This is a genomic window from Roseovarius aquimarinus (genome assembly GCF_043661195.1).
Classification (GTDB): Bacteria; Pseudomonadota; Alphaproteobacteria; order Rhodobacterales; family Rhodobacteraceae; genus Roseovarius; species Roseovarius aquimarinus.
The window spans coordinates 347,669-363,020 of record NZ_JBIHMM010000003.1; the positions used below are offsets into that span (position 1 = coordinate 347,669).

At 65.5% G+C, this 15,352-nt stretch carries 15 protein-coding genes; 4 read left to right on the plus strand and 11 right to left on the minus strand.

The window, feature by feature from the left end; all coding sequences use genetic code 11:
• Positions 1-9 precede the first annotated feature (9 nt).
• The 7 genes from ACGRVM_RS12275 to ACGRVM_RS12305 form a co-directional block, all read right to left on the minus strand.
• Complete coding sequence (locus ACGRVM_RS12275; RefSeq protein WP_377172048.1) at positions 10-1,155, minus strand: iron-containing alcohol dehydrogenase; 1,146 nt, start codon at positions 1,153-1,155, stop codon at positions 10-12.
• A complete protein-coding gene (locus tag ACGRVM_RS12280; RefSeq protein ID WP_377172050.1) occupies positions 1,152-2,534 on the minus strand; it encodes an aldehyde dehydrogenase family protein in 1,383 nt (460 codons plus the stop codon). Before ACGRVM_RS12280 ends, ACGRVM_RS12275 begins: the two co-directional genes overlap by 4 nt.
• Before the next feature lie 102 nt (positions 2,535-2,636).
• Positions 2,637-4,019, minus strand: coding sequence for a glutamine synthetase family protein (locus ACGRVM_RS12285; protein WP_377172052.1), 1,383 nt, complete (start codon positions 4,017-4,019; stop codon positions 2,637-2,639).
• Positions 4,020-4,100: 81 nt separating this feature from the next.
• Entirely contained in the window at positions 4,101-5,141 is a 1,041-nt protein-coding gene (locus tag ACGRVM_RS12290; protein WP_377172054.1) for a TRAP transporter substrate-binding protein, read from the minus strand.
• Between the two features lie 59 nt (positions 5,142-5,200).
• Positions 5,201-6,520 (minus strand): TRAP transporter large permease, encoded by a 1,320-nt coding sequence (locus tag ACGRVM_RS12295; protein WP_377172056.1) that lies wholly within the window; start codon positions 6,518-6,520, stop codon positions 5,201-5,203.
• A complete protein-coding gene (locus ACGRVM_RS12300) occupies positions 6,520-7,116 on the minus strand; it encodes a TRAP transporter small permease subunit (protein WP_377172058.1) in 597 nt (198 codons plus the stop codon). The genes ACGRVM_RS12295 and ACGRVM_RS12300 overlap by 1 nt, the downstream gene beginning before the upstream one ends.
• Entirely contained in the window at positions 7,109-7,894 is a 786-nt protein-coding gene (locus ACGRVM_RS12305; RefSeq protein WP_377172060.1) for an N-formylglutamate amidohydrolase, read from the minus strand. The genes ACGRVM_RS12300 and ACGRVM_RS12305 overlap by 8 nt, the downstream gene beginning before the upstream one ends.
• A 118-nt stretch (positions 7,895-8,012) precedes the next feature.
• On the opposite strand from ACGRVM_RS12305, the gene ACGRVM_RS12310 reads away from it, so the two are divergent.
• Positions 8,013-8,891, plus strand: a complete 879-nt coding sequence (locus tag ACGRVM_RS12310; protein ID WP_377172062.1) for a MurR/RpiR family transcriptional regulator — start codon at positions 8,013-8,015, stop codon at positions 8,889-8,891.
• A gap of 3 nt (positions 8,892-8,894) precedes the next feature.
• Here ACGRVM_RS12310 and ACGRVM_RS12315 read toward each other — a convergent pair whose 3' ends face one another.
• The gene (locus ACGRVM_RS12315; protein WP_377172064.1) at positions 8,895-9,494 is read right to left on the minus strand and encodes a TetR/AcrR family transcriptional regulator; all 600 of its coding nucleotides are present in this window, start codon (positions 9,492-9,494) and stop codon (positions 8,895-8,897) included.
• Between the two features lie 151 nt (positions 9,495-9,645).
• On the opposite strand from ACGRVM_RS12315, the gene ACGRVM_RS12320 reads away from it, so the two are divergent.
• Entirely contained in the window at positions 9,646-11,091 is a 1,446-nt protein-coding gene (locus ACGRVM_RS12320; protein WP_377172066.1) for a dihydrolipoyl dehydrogenase, read from the plus strand.
• A 76-nt stretch (positions 11,092-11,167) separates the two neighbouring features.
• Here ACGRVM_RS12320 and ACGRVM_RS12325 read toward each other — a convergent pair whose 3' ends face one another.
• Positions 11,168-12,646 (minus strand): Do family serine endopeptidase, encoded by a 1,479-nt coding sequence (locus tag ACGRVM_RS12325; protein WP_377172068.1) that lies wholly within the window; start codon positions 12,644-12,646, stop codon positions 11,168-11,170.
• A 223-nt stretch (positions 12,647-12,869) separates the two neighbouring features.
• On the opposite strand from ACGRVM_RS12325, the gene ACGRVM_RS12330 reads away from it, so the two are divergent.
• On the plus strand, positions 12,870-13,202 hold the full coding sequence (locus ACGRVM_RS12330) for a hypothetical protein (protein WP_377172070.1): 333 nt from the start codon (positions 12,870-12,872) through the stop codon (positions 13,200-13,202).
• On the opposite strand, the gene ACGRVM_RS12335 is transcribed toward ACGRVM_RS12330, so the two are convergent.
• Positions 13,199-13,597, minus strand: a complete 399-nt coding sequence (locus tag ACGRVM_RS12335; RefSeq protein WP_377172072.1) for a DUF4112 domain-containing protein — start codon at positions 13,595-13,597, stop codon at positions 13,199-13,201. The two genes, ACGRVM_RS12330 and ACGRVM_RS12335, sit on opposite strands and share 4 nt — an antisense overlap.
• A 194-nt stretch (positions 13,598-13,791) precedes the next feature.
• Between ACGRVM_RS12335 and ACGRVM_RS12340 the strand changes: the two genes are divergently transcribed.
• Positions 13,792-14,634 carry a PRC-barrel domain-containing protein gene (locus ACGRVM_RS12340; protein WP_377172074.1) on the plus strand — a complete coding sequence of 281 codons (843 nt, stop codon included), beginning with the start codon at positions 13,792-13,794 and terminating at the stop codon, positions 14,632-14,634.
• 64 nt (positions 14,635-14,698) lie between these two features.
• On the opposite strand, the gene ACGRVM_RS12345 is transcribed toward ACGRVM_RS12340, so the two are convergent.
• Positions 14,699-15,352: an HdeD family acid-resistance protein gene (locus ACGRVM_RS12345; protein ID WP_377172076.1), complete on the minus strand. Its 654-nt coding sequence runs from the start codon at positions 15,350-15,352 to the stop codon at positions 14,699-14,701.

The following is a 15,352-nucleotide window of genomic DNA, read 5'->3' on the forward strand; positions in this document are numbered from 1 at the left end:
CGGAAGATTTTAGAGGCTTGCCTCGAAAAGCCCGCGCAGGTTCTCGCGCGTCAGCTTCACGGGGTTGCCGCCACAGCTCGGATCCTGGACCGCCTCGGCCACCAGATCGTCGATGCGCGCGGCCTCCACCCCGAGATCCGAGAGCTTGCGCGGAATGCCCAGCGAGTCGTTGAATTCCTGCACGAAGGCGCGGAACCCGTCGAAGCCGCCCTCGATCCCGAGATAGGCGGCGGCGGCGTCGAACCGCGCGCGGATCTCGGGCGCGTTCAGCTCGAGAACGGCGGGCATGCAGACCGCGTTGGTCGTGCCGTGATGCGTGCCGAAGACCGCGCCGACGGGATGGCTCATCGCATGGATCGCGCCGAGGCCCTTCTGAAACGCGGTCGCACCCATCATCGCGGCGCTCATCATATGCGCGCGCGCCTCCAGATCGCTCCCGTCCTTGTAGGCGCGGGGCAGGTACTCCTTGACGAGCCGCATCCCCTCGAGCGCCATGCCCTGGCTCATCGGGTGGTAATGCGGGCTGGAATACGCCTCGACGCAATGCGCGAAGGCATCGAGGCCGGTGCCGGCGGTGATGAATTTCGGCATCCCGGCGGTCAATTCCGGATCGCAGATGACGACCGTGGGCATGACCTTGGGATGGAAGATGATCTTCTTCACATGCGTCACGGAATTGGTGATGACGCTGGCGCGCCCCACTTCCGAGCCGGTGCCCGCCGTGGTCGGCACCGCGATGATCGGCGCGATGGCGTCCGCGTCGGCGCGCGTCCACCAATCGTCCACATCCTCGTAATCCCATACGGGCCGCGTCTGATGCGCCATGAAGGCGACCATCTTGCCCAGGTCCAGCCCCGAGCCGCCGCCGAAGGCGATCACGCCGTCATGGCCGCCCTCGAGATAGGCGGTGACGCCGGCGGCGAGGTTGTTCTCGTTCGGATTGGGATCGACCTCGGAAAAGATCGCGCGGCCGAAGCCCGCGTTTTCCATGATGTCGAGCGTCTGCGCCGTGATCGGCAGATCGGCGAGGCCCCGGTCGGTCACGAGAAGGGGGCGCGTCATCCCGGCCTGCGCGCAGGCGGCGGGCAGCTCGGCAATGCGGCCCGCGCCGAATTTCACCGAAGTCGGGTAGGACCAGTTTCCAGTCAGAATCATTTCGTCACCTTCTTGAGATGGTAGGATTTCGGGCGCGTGAGGTTGTGATAGCCGATCACCGACAGGCCCCCGCCGCGCCCCGTATCTTTGCAGCCGGTCCAGCACAGGCCCGGGTCGAGATAGTCGGCGCGGTTCATGAAGACGGTCCCCGTCTCGATCCGGTCGCCCACAGCCTGCGCGCGGGCGACATCGGCGGTCCAGAGGCTGGCGGTCAGGCCGTAAGGGCTGTCGTTCATCAGCTCGATCACCTCGTCGTCCGAGGCGACCTTCATGATGCCCACGACGGGGCCGAAGCTTTCGTCGCGCATCACGCGCATGTCGTGGCTCACATCCGTCAGGATCTGCGGCGTCAGATACGCGCCGCCGTCATCGGCCGGCATCTTGGCGATATGCGCCTTGGCGCCCGCCGCCACGGCCTCGTCGATCTGCGCGCGCACCTCCTTGGCGAAGCGGACATGCGCCATCGGGCCGATGGTGGTCTCGGGGTCGAGCGGATCGCCGAGCTTGTAACCCTCGACGATCTTCACGGCCTTCTCGACGAACGCGTCGTAGAGACTCTCATGGACATAGATCCGCTCGATCCCGCAGCAGCATTGCCCCGAGTTGAACATCGCCCCGTCGATCAGCGTATCGACGGCGGCGTCGAGATCCGCGTCCTCCATGACATAGCCCGGATCCTTGCCCCCGAGCTCTGTGGCCACGGGGGTGAACGTGCCCGCCGCCGCGCGCTCCATCTCGCGCCCACCGCCGACCGAGCCGGTGAAGTTCACGAAATCGACGGCGCCCGCCGAGATGAGGCCCGATGTCGTCTCGTGCCCCATGAAGACGTTCTGGAACACGTCCTCGGGCACGCCCGCCGAATGAAACGCCCGCGCCATGCGCTCGCCCACCAAGAGCGTCTGCGTCGCGTGTTTCAGCAACACCGTATTCCCGGCGATCAGCGCGGGCGCGACCGTGTTGATGGCGGTCATGTAGGGATAGTTCCAGGGCGCGACGACCAGCACGACGCCATGCGGCAGACGCCTGATGTAGCGCAGGAAGGTCTCGTCCTCGCCCACCTCGATATCCGCGAGCGCCTCCTCGGCGATCTTCGCCATATGAGAGGCGCGCTCGTTGAAGCCACCGAATTCGCCGCCGTAGCGGACGGGCCGGCCCATCATGCGCGCGAGTTCGGGCACCACCTCGTCGTTCATCGCGCCCACGGCCTCGACGCCCGCCATCACAAGCCGGATGCGTTCGGTCAGGGGCCGGGCCGCCCAGTTCATCTGCGCCTTGCGCGCCCGGGCGGCGGCGGCCTTGGCGCCGTCCGAATGCAGCGTCTCGCGCGTGGCGAATACCGATCCGTCGATCGGCGATATGCAGGTCAGTGTCTCGCTCATTGCACCTTGTCCATTCATCCGCGGGGCAGAGCTTTCTTCTTGCCCCAAATATCCCCGCCGGAGGCTCCGCCGCCCGCAAGGGGGCGGGCTGGCGGCTTTGCCTTAGCAGCGCTCGAAACCGCGCGCGATCTCGTAATCGGTGACGGCGGCCTCGAAATCCTCGATCTCGACCTCGGCAGCGCGGGCGTAGTGATCGACCACGTCATCGCCAAGCGCGCGGCGCAGCATCTTCGAGCCCTTCAGCGATTCATAGGCGTCACGCAAGTTGGTCGGGATCATGCCCTCGTCGCCGGAATAGGCATCGCCCTTGAAGGGCGGCGCCAGCTCCAGCTTCTCCTCGATCCCGGCGATGCCCGCGGCAAGCTGCACCGCCATGGCGAGATAGGGATTGATGTCCGAGCCGCCGACGCGGCATTCCACGCGCACGCCCTTCGTGCCCTCGCCGCAGAGCCGGAAGCCCGCAGTGCGGTTGTCCACCGACCAGATCGTGCGCGTGGGCGCGAATGTGCCCTTCACGAAACGCTTGTAGCTGTTGATGTAGGGCGCGAGGAAATAGGTGTAATCGGGTGCGTATTTCAGCATCCCGGCCATGTAGTGCTTCATCAGCTGAGACATGCCCAGATCGTCGGACTTGTCGAAAAACGCGTTCTCGCCGTCCTTCCAGAGCGACTGGTGCACATGGCTCGAGCTGCCGACGCGGTTCTTGTTCCATTTCGGCAGGAACGAGACGGCATGCCCCTGCTGCCAGGCGATCTCCTTGACCGCGTGCTTGGCGATCGTGTGGAAATCCGCCGTATCGAGCGCGGCGGCGTATTTGATGTTGAGCTCTTCCTGCCCCGCCTCGGCCTCGCCCTTTGTGCATTCGATGGGCAGGCCCGCGCTGCGCAGATGGTTGCGCAAGGGCCGCATGACATGCTCTTCCTTGGTGGTCTGAAAGAGGTTGTAATCCTCGTTGTAGCCCGAAATCGGCGCGAGGTCGCGATAGCCGCTCTTGCGGATCTCGTCGAAGCTCTTCTCGAAGAGGAAGAATTCCAGCTCCGTCGCCATCATGGCGCTCATGCCCATCTTCTCGAGACGGGCGAGCTGCTTTTTCAGCATCGCGCGCGGCGAGTGCGGGACCGGCTCATGCGTGTGATGATCGACCACGTCGCAAAGGACGAGGACCGTGCCCTCGAGCCAAGGCATCGGGCGCAGGGTCGAAAGGTCTGGCTGCATGACGTAGTCGCCGTACCCCGCTTCCCAGGAGGTGCTGGCGAAACCCTCGGGTGTCGCCATTTCCAGATCGGTCGCCAGAAGGTAGTTGCAGCAATGCGTCTCCTCCCACGCGCTCTCGATGAAATGCTCCGCGTGGAACCGCTTGCCCATCAGGCGGCCCTGCATGTCGACGAGCGCGGCCAGAACGGTGTCGACCGTTCCTTCCTTCACCTGTCTCTTCAGGTCGTCGAAGCTGAGGGCAGGGGTCTGGGCGGAGGGCTGGGCAGGCATGGGGAACCTCGGGAATGCGGATGAACTGTAGGGGATGGCCTGCCCCGGCATGAAGCCGGGGCAGGTGGAGAGACTGGACGATCACTCGAAATTGTAGGGAGGGCCAGCCTTGCTGATGACGTCGTTGTAGTCGCGGAAGATCTGCACGACCTTCTGGTGCACTTCGCCTTCCTGCGCGATCTCATCCCAGAATGTCAGCGCGGCCTCTTCGACCTCCTTCCATTCCGATTGCGGGATCGAGCGCAGCTGGAGCTTGTCGCCCTGCGCCCGGAGCCGCGCCTCGCCGCCCCAGTACCACTGGTTGCGGTAGGTATGGCTCGCTTCGATACCGGCCATGACGATCTGCTTGAGATGCTCGGGCAGGTCGGCCCATTTCTGCTGGTTCACGAAGAACGAGCCGATCCACGCGCCCGAGATGTTGTTGGTCAGGAAGTAGTCGGTCACGTCCGCCCAGCCCACTGTGTAATCCTCGGTGATGCCCGACCAGGCCATCCCGTCGAGCTCGCCGGTCTGCACCGCGACCTCGGCATCCTCGTAGGGGATCGAGACCGGCACGACGCCGAATTGCGACAGGAACCGGCCCGCCGTGGGGAAGGTATAGAGGCGCAGCCCGTCGAGATCGGCGAGCGATGTGATTTCCTTCGTGGTGTTGAAGTTGCACGGATCCTGACCCGCTGCCGAAAGCCATGTGACGCCGACTTTCTCGTATTCCTCGCGCCAGATATCGGCGAGGCCGTACTGGTTGAAGAGAACCGGCACGTCGAGGATGTGCTTGGTCGCCATCGGGAAATAGCCGCCGAAGCGTTGCAGCGGCGTCGGCGAGGCCATCGAATCGTCATCCGAATGCACGCCGTCGATGGTGCCGCGCTGGAGCGCCTGGAAGAGCTCGCCCGTGGGCACGATCTGATCGGCGTAGAACAGCTCGATCTCCATCTCGCCATTGGCGGCGGTGTTGATGTAGTCGATGGCGGGCTTCGTCACTTCCTCGCCCAGCGCGGCGCCGGCATAGGTCTGGAACCGCCACTTGATCGGCGCTTGCGCGCGCACGATCGACGGTGCGGCCAGAGCCGTCGCGGCGGTGCCGAGACCGGCGGAGGCTAGAAACTTTCTGCGTGTCGTCATCTTTTCTCTCCTTGGGTTGGATCCATGAGCGCCCCGGTGGTCCGGGATCGTGATTGGGCCTAGTTATAGACCAGATTGGGCAGCCACAGCGCGATCTGCGGAAAGGCCATGACGGCGATCAGCGCCCCGACCATCACCAGCACGAAGGGGATGATCGAGCGATAGATGTCGCGGATCGAGATCTCGGGCGGAGCCATCGCGCGCATCAGGAAGAGGTTGTAGCCGAAAGGCGGGGTCATATAGGCGATCTGGCAGGTGATCGTGTAGAGCACACCATACCATATCAGATCGAAGCCGAGCTGCCCGACAAGCGGCACATAGAGCGGCGCGACGATGACCAGCATGGCGGTATCGTCCAGAAACGTGCCCATGATGATGAAGCTGAGCTGCATCAGGATCAGGATCACCCAAGGATTGAGGCCCCATTGCGTGGTGAAAAGATCCGAGATCGCCTTGACCGCGCCCAGCCCGTCAAAGATCGCGCCAAAGCCGAGCGCGGCGAGGATGATCCACATGAACATGCACGAGATGCCGAGCGTCTGGCGCACCGAATTCTCGAAGACCTCGCGCGTCATCCGGCCCTTGAGCACCGCGGCGAGGAAGGCCGCCGTCGCGCCGATCGCGCTGCTCTCCACGAGGCTCGTCCAGCCCTTGACGAAGGGCACCATCATCACCGCGAAGATCACCAGCGGCAGAAGGCCCGCGCGCAGGAGGCGCAGCTTCTCGCCGAGGCTCACGTCGCGCTCGTCGGCGGGGAGTGCCGGGCCCAGATGCGGCTGCATGCGGCACCGCACGTAGATGTAGATGATGAACATCGTGGCCATCATCAGGCCGGGAATGACGCCCGCAAGCCAGAGCTGTCCGACCGGCTGGCGCGCGATCATCGCATAAAGCACCAGCACGACCGAGGGCGGAACGAGGATGCCGAGGCTCGATCCCGCCTGGATGACGCCCGTCACCATGATTTTGTCATAGCCGCGTTTCAGAAGCTCCGGCAGCGCGATGGTCGCACCGATGGCCATGCCCGCGACCGAGAGGCCGTTCATCGCCGAGATCAGCACCATCAGGCCGATCGTGCCGATGGCGAGGCCGCCGCGTACCGGCCCCATCCAGACATGGAACATCTTGTAGAGATCGTCCGCGATGCGGCTCTCGCTGAGGACGTAGCCCATGAAGATGAACATCGGCAGCGTCAGCAGCGGGTACCATTTCATCAGCTTCATCGCGGCCGAGAAGGGCACATCCGCCCCGCCGGTGCCCCACAGCAGCATGCCCCCCGCTGCCGCCACGAAGCCGATGGCGCCGAAGACGCGCTGGCCGGTGAGCAGCATCAGCATCATCGTGCTGAACATCAAAATGGCGATCATCTCGTACGGCATCAGATCTCTTCTCCGCGGATGCGGCCGATATCGCGGAAAAATTCAGCGAGAACCTGGAGGATCATCAGCGTCACGCCGAGGATCATGATCGCCTTGACGGGCCATATATAGGGCCGCCACGCGGTCGGGCTGCGCTCCATGAAGCCCATCTGTTCCTTCGCCGCCGCCGGGCCTTCGGTGACGAAGGTGGTCAGCAAATTCCAGAAGAAGGCGAAGGGCTCGCCCTGGAAATGGCCCAGCGAATAGGCGGTCGAGCCGACCGCGCCATAGAGCAGGACGGCCAGATAGAAGAGGAGGAACAGCACGGTGAAGGCATCCACCTGCGCCTTTCGGCGCGGGCTCCACTCGCCATAGAAAAGATCCATCCGCACGTTCGATCCCATCTGGATCGCATAGGGCCCGCCGAGGACGTAATAGGCGACCATCACGAATTGCGCGGTCTCGAGCGTCCAGAGCGTCGGGTCGAAGAAGGTCTTGGAGACCGAGGACCACATCAGCACGCCGACAAGCGCGAAGATCAGATACATGGCGATGCGCCCGATGAAACGGTTCATCGCGTCGATCCCGCGCACATAGCCCCGGATGAAGCTAGGCATGCGCGGTCCCCTGCGTCTCGAGGCCCAGATGCACCAGTGCCGGCCGGAGCATCGCACAAAGCTCGTCCCCGATCGCCGCGATATCCTCGGGCGAGCGCAGCAGATCGTTTCGCACCTCGATCATCACGTTGGGCAGGCCATGGGCGATCCCGTGCAGTTTCAGCGAATGGGTCACGCCGTCCTCCGGCCCGTAAGGCCGATTGCGATGGAGCGCGCGCCTGCCGCCACGCGCACCCGCTTTCAGCATCGCATCGGCGAGCGCGGTGTCGCTGTCATGCAGGATGCCGATTTCGGTCTCGCGCGGGGTTCCGTAATAGACGGGCGTGAAGCTGTGCACTGTGACGATGGCGGTCGGCTGCGCGCGCGCCTCCCGCGCCGCGATCTGGTCCGTGACCGCCTCGCAGAAGGGGCGATAGACCGCATCGACGCGGGCGGCGCGCTGGGCCTCGCTCAGCCCGACATTGCCCGGCACCTCGATCAGCTCCGAGACGGTCGGCATGGCCGAGGGCGCCTCGGGCGGGCGATTGCAGTCATAGACGAGCCGCGAGATGGTGCCCGCCACCAGCGTGGCGTCCAGACGCTCGAGCATGTGCAGCGACAGATCCCGCGCGCCCGGATCCCAGGCGGCATGGCTGAGCGCGGCCTCTTCGGTCAGCCCAAGCCCGTCATAAGCGGGCGGAATGCGGCGCGACGCGTGCTCGCACAGGATCAGCGCCGCACCGGCGGCACCGGCGTTGATCGTCTCGACCGCATCGCTGACATCTGGCCGCGTCGCCATGAAGACCCTCCCGCTTGTGAAAAATTGTTTTCACGCGCGAGAATTTCTGTCAATATCTTTCCAGTAACGATTTTGCCTTCCGTTCCAAGCAGCCCGAATTTCAAGCAAGGTCCGGCATATGAGCGATCCGGCCACCCCGGCACAGAAATCGGTCCGCGACGCGATCCGGGCGCATTACGCGTCCCTGACCGCGTCCGAGCGCAAGTTCGCGCAGGCTCTTCTGGACAACTATCCCGCCGCCGGTCTCGCCTCGATCACCATCGCCGCCGCCAATGCCGATGTTTCGACGCCCACCTTGGCGCGGCTGGTGCAGAAACTCGGCTTCAAGGGGTATCCGCAATTCCAGCAGGCGCTTCTAACCGAGCTTGAGGCGAAAGCGTCGGGGCCAACCCAGCGCCGCGATCAATGGGCGCAGGACGTTCCCGAATCGCACCTGCTCAACCGCTTCGCCACCGCCATCGGCGACAATATCCAGCAGACCCTCGCCAATATCGACTCGACGCAATTCGATGCCGCCGCCGCGCTCCTCGCCGATCCCGAGCGGCGGCTCTACGTCGTCGGCGGGCGCATCAGCCGCGCGCTGGCCGATTACGCCTTCACCCATTTTCAGGCGGTGCGCCGGCGCATCACGCATATGACGTCGAGCTCGGCCACATGGCCGCATTATGTGCTCGACATGTCCGAGGGCGATGTCCTTTTGCTCTTCGATATGCGCCGCTACGAGACGAACCTTCTGCGTCTCGCCCAGCTGGCGCATGCGCGGGGGGTGCGCGTGATCCTCATGACCGATCAATGGGCAAGCCCCGTCGCCGGTCACGCCACGCACACGTTCCACTGCTGGACGCAGATCCCCTCCGCCTGGGACAGCAACACCTCCACCATGATGCTGCTCGAGGCGTTGATCGCCGCAGTGCAGGAGGCGAACTGGCCCGAAACGCGCGAGCGCTACGAGCGGCTCGACGCCATATTCGACGCGGCGCGGCTTTTCGAGAAATAGACCTCAGCCGGCGAGACTGGCCAGCGCGTCGTCGCGCGCGTCCTCGAGCGCCGTGACAGGCCGACCCGAGCGCGCCATCACGCGAAGACCCGCATAGACCGCGAGCAGCATCTGCGACCGGCGCGGTGCGGCCTCGGGGCCGACCACCTCGGCCACCGCGTTCTCGAGCGCGCCCGCCAGCTTGGCATAGCAGCGCTGCACGATGGCCGCCGTCTCCTCGTCGAGCGCGGCGCGGTCGGCGGAGGCGTTGCACAGAAAACAGCCGGTATCGTCATTGGCATCGCGCCGCGCCGCGATCGGCGCATCTAGAAAGGCCCGGATGCGATCCATCGCCGGCATCGCATCCGAACTCAGCATCTGCGCGCCCGCATCGACCATGTCCGTCTCGAACGCGGCCAAGGCGCGCAGATACATGGATTGCTTGTTGCCGAATGTCGCGTAAAGGCTCGCCTTTCCCAGCCCGGTCGCGTCGATGATGTCGCTCAGGCCCGTGCCTTCATAGCCGCGCTCCCAGAAAAGCTGCATGATCGCCGAGAGGGCCTTGCCCTCGTCGAACTGACGCGGACGTCCCGGCGCGGGGCGGGTCATCGTCTGATCTGACATGTCATTCGCTCCTCTTTACCTACACGTCATGTAACGGGTCTCTTCGACGACTTCAAGACCGCTCGGTCTTTATAGTGCGGCCGTGACGTTTTTGTCTGCAACGAAGCCGCCCGCCCATGCGTTGCATCCTGAACCGGGGAGTTTTGAAGATATGACGAGTTACGATCTCGACGTCGCAATTCTGGGGGCGGGCACCGCCGGGATGGCGGCCTATCGCGCCGCCGCCGAGCATACCGACAAGGTGGCACTGATCGACGGCGGCCCTTTGGGAACGACATGCGCCCGCGTCGGCTGCATGCCGTCCAAACTTCTGATCGCGGCGGCTAACCGCGCCGAGGCGGTGCGCGACGCCGACAAATTCGGCGTCCATACCGATACGCCCCGCATCGACGGCGCCGCCGTGATGCAGCGCGTCCGGGAGGAGCGCGACCGCTTCGTCGGCTTCGTCATCGACGCGATCGACGGCTTTCCCGAACGCCACATCATCCGCGAGAATGCGCGCTTCGTCGACGACCACACGCTCGAGCTGGAATCGGGCCGCCGCTTGACCGCGCGCGCCATCGTCATCGCCACCGGATCGCGCCCCAATATCGCCGGGCCGCTGGAAGGCTTGGGCGACAGGCTCCACACCAATCAGGACCTCTTCGACTGGCCTGACCTGCCCGCATCGGCCGCGGTCTTCGGTGCGGGCATCATCGGGCTCGAGCTGGGGCAGGCGCTCCACCGGCTGGGCGTGCGAACGCGTCTCTTCGGGCGCGATCATGCGGTCGGCCCGCTGACCGACGACGAGGTGCGCCGCTACGCCGCCCGGACCTTCGAGCGGGAATTTCCCGCCCATTGGCACGCCGACAGCGAGCTGAGCCGGACGGATACCGGCGTCCGGGTGAAATGGTCGGATGCGTCCGATGAGGATGCGCCCTGGCATGAAGAGGAATTCGACTGCGTGGTCGCCGCGACGGGGCGCGTTCCGAATGTGGACGGGCTGAACCTCGGGGCGACGAGCCTGCCTTGCGACGACATGGGCGTGCCGGTCTTCGATCCGCTGTCAATGCGCATCGGGCGAAGCCATGTCTTTATGGCCGGAGATGCGGGCAACGACGCGCCGCTCCTGCACGAGGCATCGGACGAGGGGCGCATCGCGGGCGAGAACGCCGCCCTTCTCCCCGAGGCCTATCGCAAGTCGCGCCGCACCCCGCTCAGCATCGTCTTCAGCGATCCGCAGATCGCCATGATCGGCGCGACCCATGCCGAACTGACCGAGGCGGGCACGAATTTCGCCGTGGGGTCGGTCGATTTCGAGGATCAGGGACGCGCGCGGGTCATGGCCCTCGCCCCCGGCCTTCTGCGCATCTATGCCGAGCGGGACAGCGGCCGCGTTCTGGGCGCCGAGATGGCCGGCCCCGAGGCCGAGCATATCGGACACCTGCTGGCATGGTCGATGGCCGAAGGCGCGACCGTTGACCAACTGCTCTCGCGCCCCTTCTATCACCCGACGGTGGAGGAAGGTCTGCGCACCGCGCTGCGCAAGACGTCCGAGGCGCTCGGCATGGCGCCCGCCCCGCCTCTGCGCAGCATCGATTGCGGCCCCGGCTGCTGACCGCGCGCCATGCATGCAGAACGCCCGGCCCCCTTGCGAGGGGCCGGGCGCGTCTCAGTCTCACCTCAGGCGGCGATCACTCGGCGTCGTCGCCCAGCGTGACCGCGATGAAGGTGTAGTTGCCGCCGCGATAGACCCGCAGCAGAAGCGGCGCGTCTTTCTCGGCCGCCGAGGCGACGGCCGCCCGCAGCGCGTCGAGATCGGCGATCTCCTCGTTCGATGCGGCGGTGATGACATCGCCCGGCTGCATGCCCGCGCGGGCGGCGGCGCTGTCCGGCTCGACGCCGGTAATGGCGACGCCGTTCACGTCTTCGGGCAGGCCGAGCCGCGCGCGCAGCGCCGCATCGAGCGGTGCGATCGCCACGCCAAGGCGGGGCGTTCCGGCGTCTGCGGGCTCCGCATCACCGGCTTCCGTGACGCTCTGGCTCGGGTGCAGGCCGATAGCCACCGAAAGCTCCTGCTCCTCGCCATCCCTCAGAATGGTCAGGGTCGCGTCCGAGCCGACCTCGAGATCGGCCACCGCGAGCGACAGCTCGCGCGGGCCGGTGATGGGTTCCTCGCCCAGCGACAGGATGACGTCGCCCGGCTCGAGACCCGCGTCCTCTGCGGGGCTGCCGCGCGTCACCGACGACACCAGCGTGCCCTCGGCGGCGTCCAGACCCAGCGCTTCGGCGATCTCGTCGGTCACGGGCTGGATGCCCACGCCGAGCCAGCCGCGCTCGACCGTGCCGTCCTCTTGCAGATCGGCCACGATGCGCTGCGCCACCGCCGACGGCACGGCAAAGCCGATGCCCACGCTGCCGCCCGAGGGCGACACGATGGCGGTGTTCACACCCACGACGTCGCCCTCGACATTGAAGAGCGGGCCGCCCGAGTTGCCCCGGTTGATGGCGGCATCCGTTTGAAGGAAGTCGTCATAGGGGCCGGCGTTGATGTTGCGCGAGCGCGCCGAAAGGATGCCCGCCGTCACGGTGCCGCCAAGTCCGAAGGGATTGCCGATGGCGACGGTCCAGTCACCGATCTCCAGATCGTCGGACGAGCCCCATTCGACATGCGGAAGCGCGTCGTCGCTCTCGATCTTCAGGAGTGCGATGTCGGTCGCGGGATCGGTGCCGACCAGCGTCGCGTCGAAGCGCCGTTCGTCCTCGAGCACGACCTCGATGCCGCTCGCGTTCTCGATGACGTGGTTGTTCGTCACGACATAGCCGTCAGCCGTGATGATGAAGCCCGACCCCTGCGCCTGGGCCGGTCCTTGCGGTGCGCGGGGTCCGCGCGGGCCGCCGAAGAGATCGCCAAGGCCGGGGGGAAGTTGCGGCTGTGCGCCGCGTGCGCCTTCGGGCGCATCGACCGTGCTGACGATGCCGACGACGGCGGGCAGCTTTTCCTTGACGATGCTCGAGAAGCTAAGCGGCGCGCCCGCCACCGGGGCGACCGAGCTGTTTGCGGTGTCTTGTTGCGCGATGCCGCTCATGGGGACCGCCATCGCGATGCCGATCGCCGTCGCGGCGCCGATCATCAGGCGCGGCTTGCCGGCAAGCCGGGAGAATGTGGTCATCAGGTATTCCTCTTGGTGTGTTGATGCGCGTCAATTGGGCGAGCGCGGCGCGAGGTTCAACCCTGCGGCGAGGCCGATCCGGTCACATCTGCATCCCATTCGCGTGAGCGATGCGTCGCCGTGCCGCGCCCCTCGGGGGAACGCCGCCGCGCGCCGAGGGTTGACCCGGCAGAGAATTAAACCGGGTGCGCCACGAGCATCGCAAAGTTGAAGGAGACAGATCATGGCCGAAGACCGTGCCAAATCGTCCAAGCCGCGCCACACCGAAGCTGGCCCCGAAATCGCGCCGCACGGGCGCGAGAAAATGATGGAAGAGCATCGCGGCCGCCGCGAAGACGAACCGGCCGCCGCCGCGATGGAGACCGATGCGGAAAGCGGCGGTGCCTCGGCCATATCGCATCTGCCGAAGGGCGAAGCGCCGCGCGATCCGGCCAAGCAGTATGAAGGGGCAACCGCGCCCGATCAGAGCGGCGCCGCCGTGACCGGCGGCTGGCTCGGCTGGACCATCGCGGCGCTTCTTCTTCTCGCCGTGGCCTATGCAGCGATGCAGTTCTAGGGAGCTTCGAGACGCGGCGCGAATTCCGCGCGCAGCAGCGCCGCGTTCTTGAGATTGGCCTTGTAGCCGATATCGAAGAGATCACCCACGAGCGGGATCGCCCCGACAACGAAGTCGATCCCGCTATTCGTGGCCATGCGCAGCAAAACGCGCTTGCGGGCCCCATGATGCCAGCCCCGCTCCAGCATCCATGCCGACGGCAGAAACACCACAGCATCCCCTATGCCCGGAATGAGGCCGATCAGCCCGTCGAGGCCGATCGGCACGCGAATGAGAGGAAGGGTGAATTGCGCATCCATGAGCCGGGCCACACGGTCGATACGGTCCAGATCGCGCGCCAAGGCTTCGCGCGCTTTGATATCATTCGGAGTGTCGGGCTTTTGCGAAACTGCCACGGTGGTGAAAATCCCTATTGAAAATGCGCTCGGCGCAGCCATCCAAGGGCCGCGAGCGCCCGAGTCCGTGAACGTGTCCAGCGCCCGGAAGTTCCATGAAAATAAGCGGAATTTAGCTGAAACCATCGGGCGGGGGAGTTGCTTGTCTAGGCATGAAGCAGGTTCGCCCTGCGCAACGGAAAGGAGCAATTCTTATGAAACGCTTTATGATGACAACCGCACTCGTCGCCGCAACGTCGATCCCCGCAGCCGGTCTGGCCGCGAGCGATGACACCGCGCAGCAGGACGGTGCGATGAAAGATGCGACGTCCACCTTCATGGCGCAATCGCCCTCTGGCGACACGATGGACATGAAGGCGTCCAACATCATCGGCCACCGTCTTTACATCGTCTCCGACGGCAGCGAGATGACGCCGATGGACGAGCTGACCGAAGCCCCCGAGAATTGGGAAATGGCCGGTGACATCGACGACGTCATTATCGGCAAGGACGGCAGCGTGAAAGAGGTGTTGGTCGATGCCGGCGGCTTCCTCGGCATGGGCGAAGACAATCTGCGCGTGTCGCTCGACTCGATCCGCTTCCAGCCGGATGCCGACGATGAAGGCGAGTTCTTCGCCGTCTACACCGGCGACCGCAACATGTTGCAGGAGTCCGAGAATTACGACGAAGCCGCAGCCAGCGAGCAGGGCGAAACGCTCGGCACCAATAGCTGGGAAGGCTACACCGAGAACAACGAAGCCCAGATGCAGACTGTCGCGTTCGACGAGATGAACACCGAAGAGCTGCTCGGCACGACTGTCTACGGCTCGAACGACGAGTGGGTTGGCGAGATCAGCGAGCTGGAGCTGGGCGATGACGGCAACGTCTCGGCGCTGATCCTCGATATCGGCGGCTTCCTCGGCATCGGCGAGCATGCCGTGTCCATGCCGATGGACAAGGTCGAGCTGCGCCGCATGGGCGACGACGGCGAGATCAACGCCTACGTCTCGGCGACCGAGGAAGAGCTGGAAAACATGGAAGCCTATGACGCGAGCTAAGCGCAAGGCTTAGGTGACAAGCGAAGGGCGGGCCAGATGGCCCGCCCTTTTTCATGCGCGCGGCTCAGCCCGCCGCCGCCTCGCTCGCAGCGGCGATCTGCTCGCTCCGGCTGCCGAGCGCGATCAGAATCGCGCCCCATGTCACCAGGTCGATCCCCAGAAGGACGCCCGGCACCCAGGCCGCGCTGAAGGGCAGGCCGGAGATCAGCATGACGGCCAGGATCAGCGACAATGCGCCCCCGGCGATCATCCAGCCCCCGCCGCTGCCGTATCGCATCAGGCGGATGCCGTAATAGACGCGCAGCGCGCCGCTGGCCGCGAAGAAGCCGATGATGAGCGCGGTGATGGTGATGAGCCCCAGAACGGGCTGCGCGAGGATCATGAGACCGATGAAGACCGACAGGGCCGCGCTCAGCGCCGCGGCTACCATGTGCCATCCGTGCCGGCGCCGGAACGCGGCGATCAGCCCGATCGCGCCGCTCGCCACCAATACCCAGCCCGCCACAAAGGCGGCGGTGATCGAGGCGAGAAACGGCATCGCGATGGCCAGCACCCCGGCGATCAGCGTGACGATCCCGATGATGAGCAGCAGCCACTTGTTATGCGCGCCTTCCCGGCCCGCGAGATAGGCCGCCTGCGACGCGGCGGAGTCGGGGGCGTCGGAAGGGGTTTCGGCCGCAGCCTCGCGGCCGCCTTGCGTCTGGGACGGGTCGGTCAT